The 16,092-nt window shown below is 68.5% G+C and carries 10 protein-coding genes; 3 read left to right on the top strand and 7 right to left on the bottom strand.

Translation table 11 applies throughout. The annotated features are described in order from the left end of the window. Positions 1 to 11: 11 nt before the first annotated feature. Both ACFYWI_RS11730 and nrdR read right to left on the bottom strand, forming a co-directional pair. Positions 12 to 2,903, bottom strand: a complete 2,892-nt coding sequence (locus ACFYWI_RS11730; protein WP_389229093.1) for a vitamin B12-dependent ribonucleotide reductase — start codon at positions 2,901 to 2,903, stop codon at positions 12 to 14. Between the two features lie 170 nt (positions 2,904 to 3,073). Then, on the bottom strand, positions 3,074 to 3,586 hold the full coding sequence (gene nrdR, locus ACFYWI_RS11735; protein WP_389229096.1) for a transcriptional regulator NrdR: 513 nt from the start codon (positions 3,584 to 3,586) through the stop codon (positions 3,074 to 3,076). Positions 3,587 to 4,151: 565 nt separating this feature from the next. Here nrdR and lexA point away from each other — a divergent pair. Next, on the top strand, positions 4,152 to 4,937 hold the full coding sequence (lexA, locus tag ACFYWI_RS11740; protein ID WP_389229099.1) for a transcriptional repressor LexA: 786 nt from the start codon (positions 4,152 to 4,154) through the stop codon (positions 4,935 to 4,937). Between the two features lie 108 nt (positions 4,938 to 5,045). On the opposite strand, the gene ACFYWI_RS11745 is transcribed toward lexA, so the two are convergent. The 5 genes from ACFYWI_RS11745 to ACFYWI_RS11765 are packed head-to-tail and all read right to left on the bottom strand — an operon-like array spanning position 5,046 to position 13,110. Beyond that, positions 5,046 to 7,016 (bottom strand): ATP-dependent DNA helicase, encoded by a 1,971-nt coding sequence (locus ACFYWI_RS11745; RefSeq protein ID WP_389229102.1) that lies wholly within the window; start codon positions 7,014 to 7,016, stop codon positions 5,046 to 5,048. 52 nt (positions 7,017 to 7,068) lie between these two features. Then, positions 7,069 to 8,946 carry an IucA/IucC family protein gene (locus ACFYWI_RS11750; RefSeq protein ID WP_389229105.1) on the bottom strand — a complete coding sequence of 626 codons (1,878 nt, stop codon included), beginning with the start codon at positions 8,944 to 8,946 and terminating at the stop codon, positions 7,069 to 7,071. 59 nt (positions 8,947 to 9,005) lie between these two features. After that, entirely contained in the window at positions 9,006 to 9,749 is a 744-nt protein-coding gene (locus tag ACFYWI_RS11755; protein ID WP_389229108.1) for a GNAT family N-acetyltransferase, read from the bottom strand. A 40-nt stretch (positions 9,750 to 9,789) separates the two neighbouring features. After that, complete coding sequence (locus ACFYWI_RS11760) at positions 9,790 to 11,688, bottom strand: IucA/IucC family protein (protein ID WP_389229111.1); 1,899 nt, start codon at positions 11,686 to 11,688, stop codon at positions 9,790 to 9,792. 48 nt (positions 11,689 to 11,736) lie between these two features. Further along, positions 11,737 to 13,110 (bottom strand): diaminobutyrate--2-oxoglutarate transaminase family protein, encoded by a 1,374-nt coding sequence (locus ACFYWI_RS11765; RefSeq protein WP_389229114.1) that lies wholly within the window; start codon positions 13,108 to 13,110, stop codon positions 11,737 to 11,739. Positions 13,111 to 13,444: 334 nt separating this feature from the next. Between ACFYWI_RS11765 and ACFYWI_RS11770 the strand changes: the two genes are divergently transcribed. Together ACFYWI_RS11770 and ACFYWI_RS11775 are read left to right on the top strand one after the other, a co-directional pair. Next, complete coding sequence (locus tag ACFYWI_RS11770; protein WP_389229118.1) at positions 13,445 to 14,620, top strand: trypsin-like serine peptidase; 1,176 nt, start codon at positions 13,445 to 13,447, stop codon at positions 14,618 to 14,620. A gap of 227 nt (positions 14,621 to 14,847) precedes the next feature. Further along, on the top strand, positions 14,848 to 16,032 hold the full coding sequence (locus ACFYWI_RS11775) for a trypsin-like serine peptidase (RefSeq protein ID WP_389229121.1): 1,185 nt from the start codon (positions 14,848 to 14,850) through the stop codon (positions 16,030 to 16,032). Positions 16,033 to 16,092: the final 60 nt, after the last annotated feature.

The following is a 16,092-nucleotide window of genomic DNA, read 5'->3' on the forward strand; positions in this document are numbered from 1 at the left end:
GGCGCTCACATTCAGCTGCAGCCGCTGGTCGAGCCGCAGCCCTCGCAGATGTAGCAGGAACCGGCGCGCTGCATCTTCGTCCCGCAGGAGAAGCAGAGCGGGGCGTCCGCGCTGATGCCGAGCTGCATCTCGACGAGTTCCGCCGAGGTGTGCGCCTGCTGCGGCGCCGGGATCTCCGCCTTCGGAGGGACGACCGGCTTCAGGGTCTCCTGCTCGCGCGGGGCGGACTGGGCCAGGCCCTCGACGTCGACCTCGTCGTCAGCCGACTCGTACGAACCGGTCTCCAGGTGACGCTGGCGCTCCTCGGCCGAGTGGATGCCGAGCGCGGAGCGGGTCTCGAAGGGCAGGAAGTCCAGCGCCAGACGGCGGAAGATGTAGTCGACGATCGACTGCGCCATCCGCACATCCGGGTCGTCCGTCATACCGGCCGGCTCGAAGCGCATGTTGGTGAACTTCGAGACGTACGTCTCCAGCGGAACGCCGTACTGCAGACCGACCGAGACCGCGATCGAGAAGGCGTCCATCATGCCGGCGAGGGTGGAACCCTGCTTCGACATCTTCAGGAAGACCTCGCCGAGACCGTCGTCCGGGTAGGAGTTGGCGGTCATGTAGCCCTCGGCGCCGCCCACCGTGAAGGAGGTGGTGATGCCGGGACGGCCCTTGGGAAGGCGCTTGCGGACCGGGCGGTACTCGACGACCTTCTCGACCGCGGCCCGGATCGTCTCCTCGGCCTTCTCGGTGACCGCGCTTCCGGGCTTGTCCTTCTCCTTGGTCTTGGCGGAGAGAGGCTGGCCGACCTTGCAGTTGTCGCGGTAGATCGCGAGCGCCTTGACGCCCATCTTCCACGCCTTGAAGTAGACCTCTTCGACGTCCTCGACAGTGGCGGTCTCCGGCAGGTTGACCGTCTTGGAGAGCGCGCCGGAGATCCACGGCTGGATGGCCGCCATCATGCGGACATGGCCCATCGCGGAGATGGAGCGCTCACCCATCGCACAGTCGAAGACCTCGTAGTGCTCGGTCTTCAGGCCGGGAGCGTCGATCACATTGCCGTGGTCGGCGATGTGGGCGACGATCGCCTCGATCTGCTCCTCCTGGTAGCCCAGGCGGCGCAGGGCCTGCGGGACCGTGCCGTTGACGATCTGCATCGAGCCGCCGCCGACCAGCTTCTTGAACTTGACCAGGGCGAGGTCGGGCTCGAGGCCGGTGGTGTCGCAGGACATCGCGAGACCGATGGTGCCGGTGGGCGCGATGACCGAGGCCTGCGCGTTGCGGAAGCCGTTCTTGGCGCCGAGGCGGATCACGTCCTGCCAGGCCTCCGTGGCGGCGGCCCAGATCGGCGAGTCCAGGTCGTCCATGCGGACGGCAGCGGTGTTGGCGTCCGCGTGCTGCTTCATGACCCGCTGATGCGGCTCTGCGTTGCGGGCGTAGCCGTCGTATGCGCCGACGACGGCGGCGAGCTCGGCGGAGCGCCTGTACGAAGTACTCGTCATCAGCGAGGTGATGGCGCCGGCCAGCGCACGGCCGCCGTCGGAGTCGTACGCGTGACCCGTGGCCATCAGCAGGGCGCCGAGGTTGGCGTAGCCGATGCCCAGCTGACGGTAGGCACGGGTGTTCTCGCCGATCTTCTGCGTCGGGAAGTCCGCGAAGCAGATGGAGATGTCCATCGCGGTGATGACCAGCTCGACGACCTTGGCGAAGCGCTCGACCTCGAAGGACTGGCTGCCCTTGCCGTCGTCCTTGAGGAACTTCATCAGGTTCAGCGAGGCGAGGTTGCACGAGGTGTTGTCCAGGTGCATGTACTCGCTGCAGGGGTTCGAGCCGTTGATCCGGCCGGACTCCGGGCAGGTGTGCCAGTTGTTGATGGTGTCGTCGTACTGGATACCGGGGTCGGCACAGGCCCAGGCCGCCTCGGCCATCTTGCGGAAGAGCGACTTGGCGTCGACCTCCTCGATGACATCGCCGGTCATCCGGGCGCGCAGCCCGAACTTGCCGCCGGCCTCGACCGCCTTCATGAACTCGTCGTTCACACGGACGGAGTTGTTGGCGTTCTGGTACTGGACGGACGTGATGTCGTCGCCGCCCAGGTCCATGTCGAAGCCCGCGTCACGCAGCGCGCGAATTTTCTCCTCTTCCTTCACCTTGGTCTCGATGAAGCCCTCGATGTCGGGGTGGTCGACGTCGAGGATGACCATCTTGGCCGCGCGCCGGGTGGCGCCGCCCGACTTGATCGTTCCTGCGGAGGCGTCGGCGCCCCGCATGAAGGAGACCGGGCCGGAGGCGTTTCCGCCGGAGGACAGCAGTTCCTTGGAGGAGCGGATACGGGAGAGGTTCAGGCCGGCGCCGGAGCCGCCCTTGAAGATCATGCCCTCTTCCTTGTACCAGTCGAGGATCGACTCCATGGAGTCGTCGACGGCCAGGATGAAGCAGGCGGAGACCTGCTGCGGCTGGGGCGTGCCGACGTTGAACCACACCGGCGAGTTGAAGCTGAAGATCTGGTGCAGGAGGGCGTACGCCAACTCGTGCTCGAAGATCTCGGCATCGGCGGGCGAGGCGAAGTAGCTGTAGTCCTCGCCGGCCTTCCGGTAGGTCTTCACGATCCGGTCGATCAGTTGCTTGAGACCGGTCTCGCGCTGCGGAGTGCCGACGGCCCCGCGGAAGTACTTGCTGGTGACAATGTTGACCGCGTTCACCGACCAGAAGTCGGGGAACTCGACGCCACGCTGCTCGAAGTTCACCGAGCCGTCACGCCAGTTGGTCATGACGACGTCACGGCGCTCCCAGACCACCTCGTCGTACGGATGCACGCCGGGGGTGGTGTGGATGCGCTCGACACGCAGGCCCTTGGCCGCCTTGGATCCCTTGGCTCGGGACCCTCGTGCCGGGCCGCTCGTCGTCTCGGTCATGCCGCCTCCCATACACGGGCAAAAACGCCCTGAAGTGCCCAGATCTTCCCGTGGCACGAATTGTGTCTGTTGCCCCGGGCGCCGCTCAGGGCGCCCGTGACAGGTTCATTCGCCGCTCCGAGCCGACCGGCGGGCCACATGCAGGCCCCGTTCCGCTCGCTCGGTGTCGCTCAGTCGGCAGCAGTGGCGGCCACGGGGACTTCGACGGCCCCGCGGCTCCCGCCCTCCTCAGCAGGAGGCCGCTCATGTCGCAGTTCCGCGATGGCGGCCTCGAAGTCTTCGAGTGAGTCGAACGCCCGGTACACGGACGCGAAGCGCAGGTACGCGACGAGGTCGAGTTCCTGCAGGGGGCCGAGTATGGCCAGACCCACGTCGTGGGTGGTCAGCTCGGCGCTGCCGGTGGCGCGCACCGCCTCTTCGACCCGCTGGCCGAGCTGGGCGAGGGCGTCCTCGGTGACCGGCCGCCCCTGGCACGCCTTGCGCACGCCGGAGATGACCTTGGTACGACTGAAGGGTTCGGTCACCCCGCTGCGCTTGATCACCATCAGCGAGGCGGTTTCCACCGTCGTGAAGCGACGGGAACAGTCGGGGCACTGCCGACGTCGGCGGATCGACGTTCCGTCATCGGTGGTGCGACTGTCGACGACACGACTGTCGGGGTGCCTGCAGAAGGGGCAGTGCATGGCTCCCAACCCTCCCTCACAGCGCGACGAAATAGCCTCAACGAGCCTGTGGAGGCCCCGCGAAGCAGCCTCAAGCATAGGCGATGCACTCACCCCCGAACGACGGGGGACCACAACTTGTGGGCGGCACGCACAAGCCAACCACTAGATCTGGGGTTTGGTTGCGTTTTCATGTCATAGCGCGTGTCGCATGGCGCCGACTGGAGGCCTACCGCACACGGGGCGTATCGGCCAGGTGCACGCAGCGCACCGGACCTCGGCCACGAGGTTGCGGGAGGCACACGGATCCGCGGATTCCGAGCAGGACGATGCCAGACTGGGAGGCCCTGCAACCCCCACCACTCAGCGCATCACCGCCTCACCGCTTTCACGGGCTTCACCACGACCGGCGGGAAGGCTACCGTGAAGTCCTGAGCCGCCCTGCGGTTCGATCGTTCGCACATACACCCAGCACAACGGCCACGTCAGGCAATCTGCGATTTTTCACTCGAACGTGTGTTTGGCGCAACCTTTCGAAACCAACTACCGTTGTCCAGCTAGGGAGACCATTTCGAGAGGGGCCGACGTGACCACCACCGCAGACAGTGCCGCCATCACTGCCCAGGACCGCTCCCAGAATCGATTCGAGCCGGTGCATGCCATGAATGACGCAGCCACGACCCCGGAGGGGCCCAAGCCCACCCGCTCGCTGCCCGGCCGACCCCCTGGGATCCGGGCCGACAGCTCCGGCCTCACCGACCGGCAGCGGCGCGTCATCGAGGTGATCCGTGACTCCGTACAGCGGCGGGGCTACCCACCGTCGATGCGCGAGATCGGCCAGGCGGTCGGGCTGTCCAGCACTTCCTCCGTCGCCCATCAGCTGATGGCCCTGGAGCGCAAGGGATTCCTGCGCAGGGACCCGCACCGCCCCCGGGCGTACGAGGTCCGAGGCTCCGACCAGCCCAGCACCCAGCCGACGGACACCTCGGGCAAGCCCGCGGCGTCCTATGTTCCCCTCGTCGGCCGGATCGCGGCCGGTGGCCCGATCCTCGCCGAGGAATCGGTCGAGGATGTCTTCCCGCTCCCCCGCCAGCTGGTCGGAGACGGTGAGCTGTTCGTACTGAAGGTCGTCGGCGACTCCATGATCGAGGCCGCCATCTGTGACGGGGACTGGGTCACGGTGCGCCGCCAGCCCGTCGCGGAGAACGGGGACATTGTGGCCGCCATGCTGGACGGCGAGGCCACCGTCAAGCGGTTCAAGCGGGAGAGCGGCCATGTGTGGCTGCTCCCGCACAACGCCGCTTACCAGCCCATCCCCGGTGACGAGGCGACAATCCTCGGCAAGGTGGTGGCGGTGTTGCGGCGGGTGTGACGGCCCGCCCGCTCTGACCGGACCCCGGGACCCACTGCGCCGGTCCCGGGGTCCAGCTGTGTCTCGATGCCCAACCGTCGGAGGCCGACCTACGGGCCGGCGAGGCTCCTACTTGCCCTCCGCCTGGGCAGCCGCATCGATGGCGGACAGCGACCGTCGCACCTGATTGCGGTCCGTGGTGTACCAGAAGTCGGGCATCGAAGCCTTCAGAAAGCTTCCGTAGCGGGCATTGGCCAGCCGCGGATCGAGTACGGCGACGACCCCGCGGTCCCCCATGGCCCGTACGAGCCGCCCCGCACCCTGAGCCATGAGCAGCGCCGCGTGCGTCGCTGCGACCGCCATGAACCCGTTGCCGCCTGCCTCCTCGACCGCCTTCTGGCGAGCGCTCATCAGCGGATCGTCGGGCCGCGGGAACGGGATCCGGTCCATCACCACCAGCTGACAGCCCGGCCCTGGCACATCGACTCCCTGCCACAGGGACAGCGTCCCGAACAGGCAGGTCTCCGGGTCGGAGGCGAAGGACTTGATCAGCTCGCCCAGTGTCTCCTCGCCCTGCAGCAGGATCGGCTTCTCGAGCCGGCCGCGCAGCTCCTCGGCCGCCGCCTGTGCGGCCCTCATGGACGAGAAGAGTCCGAGCGTGCGGCCTCCCGCCGCCTCCACCAGCTCGGCGAGTTCGTCCATCATGTCGCCGCGTGAACCCTCTCGACCCGGCGTAGCCAGATGGCGGGCAACATAGAGGATGCCCTGCTTCGGGTAGTCGAACGGCGAACCGACGTCGAGGCCCTTCCACTGCGGCACCTCGTCTCCCCCGGTGCCTTCAGGCGCGAGACCCAGCGAGGCCCCGACCCCGTTGAAATCGCCGCCCAGTTTGAGGGTGGCCGAGGTCAGCACCACGGACCGCTCGGCGAACAGCTTCTCGCGCAGCAGCCCGGAGACCGTGAGCGGGGCCACCCTCAGCGACGCCCCGAAACGGTCATGGCGTTCGTACCAGACGACGTCGTACTCCGAGCCGTGGGTGATGCGCTCGGCCACGCCATGCACGTTCTCCACGGAGGCCAGTGCCTGCTTGCGCACGGCGTCTTCGTCCTGGACTGACTTGTCGCGGGTGGAGCCGAGTGCGGAGATCACCGTACGCGAGGCGTCGCGCAGGGCCGTCAACGCGTACCCCAGGTCCTCGGGGATCTCGTCGAGGCGGCCGGGCAGCGCGAGCTCCATCAACCGCTCGAAGGTCTCCGCAGCGGTCTGCAGCGCGTCCGCCGCCTTCTCGTTCACCAGCTTGGCCGCCCGGCGCACCGCCCGGTGGACCTGGCCGGGGGTGAGCTCGCCCGTGGCAGCGCCGGTGACCCGGGAGACCAGCTCATGGGCCTCATCGATGATCAGCACTTCATGCTGTGGAAGCACCGGGGCGCCTTCGATCGCGTCGATCGCGAGCAGCGCGTGATTGGTGACGACGACCTCGGCGAGCTTGGCCCTCTCACGCGCTGCCTCAGCGAAGCACTCCGCGCCGTACGCGCATTTCGACGCGCCCAGGCACTCGCGGGAGGAGACGGAGACCTGACTCCAGGCGCGATCGGAAACACCCGGGGCGAGATCGTCACGGTCGCCCGTCTCCGTCTCGTCCGCCCAGTCCCGCATCCGCAGCAGGTCCTGACCGAGCTTGCTGGTGGGCGCGGCTGCCTCGAACTGGTCGAAGAGCCCGTCCTCCTCTTCCTGTGGCACACCCTCGTGCAGCCGGTGCAGGCACAGATAGTTGGAACGCCCCTTGAGCATGGCGAACTCCGGCCGACGGCGCAGCAGCGGATGCAGCGCCTCGACGGTCCGCGGAAGGTCCCGCTCCACGAGCTGCCGCTGCAGCGCCAGGGTCGCCGTGGCCACGACCACCCTCTCCCCGTGCGCCAGGGCAGGTACCAGATAGCCGAGCGACTTTCCGGTGCCGGTGCCGGCCTGGACGAGCAGATGGGAATTGTCGTCGATGGCCCCGGCGACGGCCTCGGCCATGGTGACCTGGCCTGGCCGTTCCACGCCGCCGACGGCGGTCACGGCAGCGTGGAGGAGTTCGGTGAGGGATGGCTTCGTCATAGCCCGACCAGCCTACGGGGCGCCACTGACAACGCGATCACGCAGCGGCGCATCAAGAAGACCCGAGGGGGTTGGGGACGGTGCCATGAACGGCGGCGTGAGGACGCTCCGGGCGGTCTCGGTAGCCGTCGAGGTGCAGTCTGTTGCGGTTCAGACACAGGCGGTCGATACGCGCGGTGAGCAGGTCGAACAGCTCGAAGCGCTCCTTCAGCTGCGGGAACCGGGCCTGGTGCCGCAGGATCTCCGCCCGTACGAGCGAGAAGAACTGCTCCCCCGGCACTCCCAGCTGTTCCTCGCACAGTGGCGCGAGATAGCGGAAGACTCCGACGAAGAGCCCCGCGTGGATGAACTGGGTGAGGAAGGCAGGCTCCTCGGTCAGCAGGATGCGGCGTACGTCGTCCGGCATCGAGTCGTGCTCGGGAAGCGGCAGGGAGCTGATGTTCACATCGTCGACGAAGTCCTTGATCGCCAGCCGGGCCGGGATGTCGTGGTCGTCGTACACGACGATGGCGTTCTCGCCGTGCGGCGAAAAAACCGTTCCGTAGCGGTAGAGGAAATGCAGTAGTGGTGGCAGCACTGCCGCGAACAACCGCTGCAGCCACACGGTGGGTGTGAGGCCGGAACGGGCGACCAGTTCCGCTGCGAATGCGCGGCCCTGGGGATCGGTGTGGAGGAGAGAGGCGAGGGTACGGGCCCGCTCTCCGGGGACGAGTCGCGGCTGGAGCGGCTCGCGCCAGATCGCGCCGAGCAGCTCCTTGTACTGGTACGGCACTTCGGCCAGGTGGTCGTAGAGCGGGTGCTCGACGGTGACCGAGGCGACCTCGCCGAGCAGGATCACGCCGCATTCGTCTCGCAGAAAGGGATCTGCGTCGCGCAGTCCGTGTACCCACTGGGTGACGGCCGGGGCGGCGATGGTGCGCTCGGTGGGCAGGCCGCGCCAGACGAGCGTGTTGAGGATCGACAGCGGCAGCTTCACGGTGTGCCGTTCGGGGCGGTCCACATTCACGAAGGTGCGGATGGACTGCTGGGGCAGCCGGAGATCGCCGTCGGTGGGGAGCGGGACGATCTCGCCCCGGGCGATGGCGGGGGCGAAGAGGGGAACCAGCACCTCGTCCCACTGCCAGGGGTGCACAGGGAGAAAGAGATAGCCCGCCGGGTCCATGCCTTTGGCGCGCAGGTGTGCGGCGAACGACTCCCGTGCGAAGGGGTCCAGCTCACGGGTGTACAGGTCCTCGGGATCCGCGAGATCTGGAACGCCTCGGTAGTCGGCGACGGCCGAGCTGACCGCGATCCACGGGAGACGGAACGGGCGGCGGGCCTCGGGCGACCAGCGGGCGGCATCGGTGGCGGAGAAGCCGATACGGCCTTTGTTGAGGACGAGCCAGGGATGTCCGGTCTGGTGTCCCTCCAGTTCGGCGTAGCCGAGGTCGGCGAGTTCGGTGGCACTCAGCGGCGTGTGGCCGAGTCCCGTGTCGGCGGTGAGGGTGAGGGAGAGCTCGCGGAGGAGATGGCCAAGGGTTGCGCCGTCGAGGGCGAGCCGGCTCCGGGCCCGGGCGAGAAAGGTCAGCGGGTCGCGGAAGGGGCGGCTGTCGCAGGTGACGGAGTCGGGGTCGACGCGCCAGCTTCCGTAGGCTCCGCGCCTGGCCCGGAAGGTGAGATCGCCGTCGTCGTCGATCGGGAGGGTGTACAGGTCGTAGCGGCTGCCGGGTCCGGTACCGGTGGTGCGGTCGCCGGATTCCGTACTGGAGGGGAGATCCGGCGCAAGGACCGGCTCGATGATCTCCTCGTAGGCGAATTCGCCGAGCATCTTGGCGAGGAGTCGGGCAGCTGCCCGGTCCCAGCCGTCACTGTTCAGTCCGGGCGGAGTGAAGGGGACGGTGGCCGGCTGCGCGGAGTCGCTGGAGTCGTGACTTGCGGATGGCTTCGGCACGGGGACTCCTCGAGTGGAACCGATGCGGATCGAGCGGTGTATGTAAGGCAGCGGGTTGTTCACAGCAGGTTCCGCAACACGCGGTCGCGGACCATGAGGGCGGCTCTCTTGTCAGGTAGGTCGACTTCGGCGAAGAAGCGGAAGCCGGCGCTCAGGAACGCGGAGACGGAGGGGGTGTTGCGCAGGTCGGGTTCTGCGATGACACGTGCACATCTCGGCCGATTGTCGAGCACGAGGTCGGCTGCGGCTCTCAGCAGAGTGGAGCCCACGCCGCGTCCGCGGTCGGCGACACCGCCGATAAGGAGGTGGATACCCGTGTCGTGCAGGCGAGCGGGGTAGTAGCGGGCGAGCGGGTCGAGGTCGGCGCGGTAGATCTCGAAGTAACCCACAGGCGTGCTGTCCAGCAGCCCGAGACAGGGAACACTGCGTCCGTCTCCGTCGAGCTGGGTGCGCAGATGGGCGGCGGTGACGGAGTCGGGCCCCGCCAGCGCCCAGAAGGCGGCGACGGCGGGGTCGTTCATCCAGCGGGTGAGGAGGGCGAGATCGCGTTCGATCCGCACGGGGACGAGCTGGAACACACCGGCGGGGGTGATCACCACTCCCCAGTCGGCGGGGGTGTCGAGCAAGTCACCGGTGGAGTCCTCGCCGCCGGCCGTCCGGCCGGGCGTGAGGGGGTGCCCGTCCTCCCGGAACAGCGCGAGGAGCTCCTCGGGCAGCCGCAGATCGAGGGTGTCCTCGACGCCTCCTCCGAGCTGGGGTGCGGGACCGGGTCCGGTGTCGGTGCTCGCATCGGTGGGAGGCACAGTGGCGCTCTCCTCTCGCAGTTCGGTCGGGGGTCGTTCCTCAAGAACGAAGGGGGTTGGTGATGGTGACGTAGACGGACTGGGTGTCGACAGGGCCGACGAGTTCGTCCAGGCCGCGGAACCGGGTCATGAGGTTGGCCTTGGACCGCAGTGTGGACGTCTCGAGGAGCTGGGCGGGCAGCGGTGAGCCCAGGTCGGCGGTGGCGGCGAGGAACTGTCTGAACGCGGCGATCAGTACGCGTTCGTCGGCGAGACGCTGTGCGCCGAAGGCGCCGATCAGACCCAGCACATTGTTGATGCCCAGGTAGTAGGCGAAGCGCTCGTCGGTCACCTCGTCGGAGACGAAGGTGTCACTGGCACTGCCGATGCCGGGCAGGCGGTGCTCGAGTTCGGCGCGGCGGGACTCACGGAAGTAGTAGCCCTGGTTGTCGCGGTAGCGGCCGCCGACGGGCCATCCATCGGGGTCGAGGATCACCAGGGTGTTCTGCTGGTGGGCTTCGAGGGCGATGCCCGCTGTTGCGTCCAGCCACAGCACCGGGCGCACCACGCGGTCGAGGTAGCGCAGGAACCACTCGGCGGCCACCGCGCCGGTGGGCCGGCCGGTGCGCGCGGCGAGTCGCTCGACCACATCGGCGAGGCGCGAGTGCATTCCGGGCCGCCTGGGCCAGGGGCGGGGCGCGGTCAGCCCCGCGATGCAGACAGCGTCGTCGCCGGGGCCGAACGGATTGTGCCGGAGCATGACGTCGAGTCCCGGCAGCGGTTCACCGTCGGGAGAGTCGACGGCGAGCCAGGCAGGGTCGCGCACGATGTCGAATCCGGGGTGGACAGCCTGCCACTGCTCGGCCAGCCCGGTGCGGAGCAGGCGGTGGACCTCGAGGCCGCGGTGGAGTTCCTTGCGGAGGTTTTCACGACGGGAGTTGGTGATGCGCAGGCCGAGGGAGAGCTTGAGCATGGCCCGTGCCCCGGGGCGGTGCACGGTGCGGACCGAGGAGGTGGGGTGCCAGGGGTCACCGTAGGGGCCCAGATCACGCAGCAGGCCGGCGTCGAAAAGAGCGGCGATCGCGGGGCGGCTCTTCACATCGACGGCCTGCCAGGGGTGCAGCGGCAGGGCGACGGTGTTGTCGGGGAGCTCGAGATCCCCGGCCAGCCGGGCGGTGAGCTGCTCGGCGGGCACGTTGCGCCCTTGTTCGGTCCAGGCCGAATCGGTTGCCAGTACGGACCGGTCGACTGCCATCCAGTGCAGGGGGAAAGAGCCGTACAACTCGGGTGAGTAGGCCCTGGCTTCGGACTCGGACAGTCCTTCCCGACTCTTGGGTGTCGGGTGCAGCGGGTGGCCGAGCAGCAGCGACTGCTCTGCCGTGAGGAACAGGTCCGCATCGAGCGGGGCGGTGGGGCGCGCGCGCCGGTCGGCGATGAAGTCGGCGGTGCGGTGCACGGAGTCGGCTACCCGGCCGACCAGGTCGGCTCCCTCGCTCTGGCCCGCTTCCCGGCCGAGGAGGGCCGCCAAGGTCACGGCGTCGACGGCAGGGGCGTCGGGCCGGACTCCCTGCAGGGCGGTCAGGCCGAAGCGGTGCCAGCCGGCGGCTGACCAGTAGCGGACGGGGACAAGGAGCGCAGCCCCGCTGGCCTCGAGCGGGATGCGCAGGGTGTCGCCGTCGGGCTGCGCCAGGTTGTTCTCGCGTACCCAGCAGCGGAGCAGATTCTCCACGGCCGCCGCGTCCGCCGCGCGGTGCGGATCAGGGTGGTCGAGAGAGTCCGGTGTTGTGGCGGCGGGCCTGCCTGCGGCGGGGTTGAGCTGTTCGCCGATGCCCCTGGCCTGCTGGCGGGGCACCGTCGCGGCTTCGACCGCGAAGGCACCGAGTGGCCCGCCCGGACCGCTGGGGGCTGCGGTGGTGTGAGCGTCGGCCTCGGGCACATCGGGGGTGGGGATTGAGTTCACAGAGGCTTCCTTGTGACGTTGTACGGGGTGTGACGTTGTACGGGGTCGTCAGCGCGACGGTCTGTTGTCTGCGCGGCGTTTTGTGGAGCGTTCTGCGGCGGCCAGGGCGTCGGCGAAGCGGTCGAGGACGGCCACGGCCTGTTCATCGGTGAGAGTCAAAGGAGGCAGCAAACGCACGACACCGGCCTGGCGGCCGCCGAGTTCGACGATGAGGCCCCGGTTCAGGCATTCCTGTTGAACCGCGGAGGCGAGGGCGGGCGCCAGGGGCGGGATCAGCGCGTCGGGGGCGGCTTCGGGGTCGACGAGTTCCACACCGATCATGAGGCCCCGACCACGCACGTCTCCGATGCATGGATGTGCCGCCGCCAGCCCCTGGAGGCGTGCGAGCATGCGCGCGCCGAGGGTTGCAGAACGCTCGGCGAGCCGGTTCTCGCGTACGAAGGCGAGGGTGGCCGCGCCTGCCGCCATGGCCAGCTGGTTGCCGCGGAAGGTGCCGGCGTGGGAACCGGGCTGCCATACGTCGAGTGCGGAGTTGTAGACGATCACTGCGAGCGGAAGGGAGCCGCCGATGGCTTTGGAGAGCACCATCACATCGGGCACGATCCCGCTGTGCTCGACGGCCCAGAAAGTGCCTGTCCGCCCGACGCCGGTCTGCACCTCGTCGGCGATGAGGGGGATCGAGCGTCCGGCGGTGATCTCACGCATCCGGCGCAGCCAGTCGTCGGGGGCGGGAAGCACCCCGCCTTCGCCCTGCACCGGTTCCAGGATCATCCCGGCCGGTTCCGGCACTCCGCCCTTGGGATCGTCGAGGAGGTTCTCGGTCCAGCGGGCGGCGAGTTCGGCGCCGCGGTCGCCGCCGATGCCGAACGGGCAGCGGTAGCTCTGGGGGAAGGGCAGCCGGGTCACGCGTACGTCCGTGGCGCCGCCGGAGGCATCGAGCGCGCCCGCCGTCATCCCGTGGTAAGCGCCGGTGAAGGCGAGCAGACCCGTGCGGCCCGTTGCCGTGCGGACGAGCTTGAACGCGGCCTCGACCGCGTCGGTCCCGGCCGGACCACAGAACTGGATGCGCGCGTTGTCGGCGAACTTCCGCGGGAGGGTGGCGAACAACTCGGTGGTGAACGCGTCCTTGACGGGGGTGGCGAGGTCGAGGACATGCAGCGGTGCACCCGAGTCGATGACCTTCCTGATCGCTTCGAGGACAACGGGGTGGTTGTGACCCAGTGCCAGGGTGCCCGCCCCGGACAGACAGTCGAGATAGCGCCGGCCGTCAGCTCCCTCGATGGTCAGCCCGCGGGCCCTTACCGGCACGATGGGCAAGGAGCGGGCGTAGGTACGAGCTGCGGATTCGCGCAGTGACTGCCGGCGCAGAATGCCCTCGTGTGCGGCTGACATCCCCACGGGAGCAGGTTCGGTCACGGCCACGGCTGTTGGTCCTCCCGCTGTAACAGTTGCGTTGCACGTGGGTACGGCACTCGTACGCCGCCCACCTGGGGTGAACGCTGACCTTGTGCCTCCCGTACGTACCAACGAAGCCGAAAGCCGTGGATCACGGTCATTCGGAAGATCCTTGTGGGAGCGGAACCGCGGACCTGCTGCGCACCGTCCCAGTCGGCACCGGCATAGTGGGGGGCCGCGCCTCGGGCTCGAAAGCATGACACCGGGGCGGGCAGCACACGGCTGAATATGCGGTAATTGCCCGGAGTTGCCACAGTTTTGACAGATCAGCAGCAGTACGAAGTCCCAGGGGGATCAAGAGATGCGACCCATTCGCCCGACGCTGGCCGCGGCCTCCATCGCCGCAGTGCTCGCGCTGGCTGCCACCGCCTGTGGTCCGAGCGAGGACAACGCGGGTGACAAGCCGAGCGCGAGCGCGAGTCAGTCCGCCGACCAGAAGATCACCATCCCGGACGATCTCAAGGAACGGCTGAAGGACCACGGGATCGACCTGGACAAGTGGAAGAACGGCGAGTGGAAGAACTGGGACCGGGACAAGTGGCTGCGTGAGGCCAAGGACTTCGTCAACCCGATCATCGAGGACCTCTGGGACCCGGACCGGATGCGCGATGCCGACACGCCTCCCGAGAAGCCCGTCGACAACGACATCTCGGGTGACGAAGGTGTCACCGACCCGACGCCTACGGCGGTCAACGCACAGGCGGTGAAGGCCCCGTACCACGCGAACGCCGCCGAGGCCGGCAAGGTGTTCTTCGACGGTCCGGAGGGTTCGATGGTGTGTTCCGCCACCGTCGTGAAGGACCCGGCCCACCCCGGTAAGTCCAACATGGTGTGGACCGCCGGCCACTGTGTGCACGCCGGTAAGAGCGGCGGCTGGTACCGCAACATCGCCTTCGTCCCGTCCTACAACAACGGCGCCAAGGCCACCGCCGAGCTGGAGACCGCTCCGAAGGCGGAGATCGCTCCCTACGGCGTGTGGTGGGGCGACTGGGCCCAGACCTCCGAGCAGTGGATCTCCCAGGGCGCCGCGACCGGCGGCCAGGGCGCGCCGTACGACTTCGCTGTCATACATGTCACCCCGGAGAAGGGCGGCACGGGCAAGTCGCTCGAGGAGACGGTCGGTTCGGCCCTTCCGGTCGAGTTCAACGCTCCCGCCGTGCCGAAGATCGCCGGCATGACGGCCACCGGCTACCCTGCCGCCCCGCCGTACGACGGCCAGAAGCTGTTCCAGTGCACCGACAAGCCGGGCAGGCTGTCCCTCAAGGCCGAGGAGCCGACGATGTACCGCATCGGCTGCACGATGACCGGTGGTTCCTCCGGCGGCGGCTGGGTCGCCCAGGGCCAGGACGGCAAGCCCGCGCTGGTGTCGAACACCTCCATCGGCCCGGTGACGGCCGGCTGGCTGGCCGGTCCGCGCCTCGGCAAGGAGGCCGAGGGCGTCTACGCCGCGGTCAGCAAGAAGTTCGCGGGCCAGTAGGCACCCGCTCAACGTGATCGAGTGACACGAAGGCGGGGCCTTCGGCCGAGAAGCCGAAGCCCCCGCCTTCTCATCTGCATGGATGGTCCGTGCAGTTGGAGCCCGTCCACGTTCCTGTCCCCACGCCGGATCAGAGTGGTGGCGCAGCAGTGATGGCCCCGGATGGCCGCGTTTTTCGTGACAGGCTCATGGCAAGAACTCACAGCACTTCAGGGGGAATCGTTTCCATGCGATCCATACGTCCATTGCTGGCCGCCACCGGCCTCGTCTCGGCCCTCGCGCTGACGGCGACCGCCTGTGGTCCGGGTGAGGACAAGGCCGGCGACAAGCCTGCGGCGTCCGGCCCCGGCGCGGACAACGGTGGTGCGGGCGGCGGCGGCGCCCGGCTTCCCTCAGGCCTGGCCGACAAGCTCAAGGAGCAGGGTGTCGACCTGGACGAGTGGAAGAACGGCGAGTGGAAAGACTGGGACAAGGACAAGTGGCTGCGTGAGGCCAAGGACTTCGTCAACCCGGTGATCGAGGGCTTGTGGAAGCCCGAGCGGATGACGACGGCCAAGGCACCGACGAAGACACTGGCGGCCGGCGACATCTCCGGCGACCAGGACGTCACCGACCCCGAGCCGCGCCCGGTCAAGGCCCAGGAGGAGAAGAAGCCCTACCACGAGAACGCCGCTTCGGTCGGCAAGGTCTTCTTCGACGCACCCGAGGGCACGATGGTCTGCTCCGCGACCGTCGTGAAGGACCCGAAGAACCCCGGCAGGTCCAACATGGTGTGGACAGCGGGACACTGCGTGCACGCGGGCCAGAAGGGTGGCTGGTACCGCAACATCGCCTTCGTACCGGCCTACAACGACAAAGGGATGTCCCCGGCCGCGCTGGACAAGGCGCAGCCGCAGGAGGTCGCCCCGTACGGCGTCTACTGGGCTGACTGGGTCGCGACCTCCGGTGAGTGGATCAGCGACGGTGGCCCGACCGGCGGCACCGGCGCTCCGTACGACTACGCGGTGATGCATGTGAAGCCGGAGCGGGGCACCAAGTCACTGGAGGAGACGGTGGGCGTCGCCCTCGACATCGACTTCGGGGCTCCGGAGGCGAAGAGCATCGACGCGATGGGAGCATGGGGCTACCCGGCAGCGCCGCCGTACAACGGCGCGATCATGCACAAGTGCGTCGACCGGCCGGGACGGCTGTCCCTCGCTCCCGGAACGCCCACGATGTGGCGTATCGGCTGCACCATGACCGCCGGTTCCTCCGGCGGCGGCTGGTTCGCCGAACAGCCCAACGGGAAGCTGGCGCTGGTCTCCAACACCTCCATCGGCCCGGTCACTTCGGGCTGGCTGGCAGGGCCGCGCCTGGGTGAGGGCGCGCAGGAGATCTACTCCACGATGAGCAGGAAGTTCGCGGGCCGGTAAGGCCAGGGCGGCTCACGCGGCCGAAGGTACGAACAGCGATGACGCCCGCCCCTCGTGCGA

Source organism: Streptomyces sp. NPDC002889, assembly GCF_042888425.1.
Classification (GTDB): Bacteria; Actinomycetota; Actinomycetes; order Streptomycetales; family Streptomycetaceae; genus Streptomyces.

Excerpts from the sequence above, each read along its gene's own strand:
- ACFYWI_RS11730 (WP_389229093.1), bottom strand. The coding sequence starts at position 2,903 with ATGACCGAGACGACGAGCGGCCCGGCACGAGGGTCCCGAGCCAAGGGA.
- nrdR (WP_389229096.1), bottom strand. The coding sequence starts at position 3,586 with ATGCACTGCCCCTTCTGCAGGCACCCCGACAGTCGTGTCGTCGACAGT.
- ACFYWI_RS11745 (WP_389229102.1), bottom strand. The coding sequence starts at position 7,016 with ATGACGAAGCCATCCCTCACCGAACTCCTCCACGCTGCCGTGACCGCC.
- ACFYWI_RS11770 (WP_389229118.1), top strand. The coding sequence starts at position 13,445 with ATGCGACCCATTCGCCCGACGCTGGCCGCGGCCTCCATCGCCGCAGTG.
- ACFYWI_RS11775 (WP_389229121.1), top strand. The coding sequence starts at position 14,848 with ATGCGATCCATACGTCCATTGCTGGCCGCCACCGGCCTCGTCTCGGCC.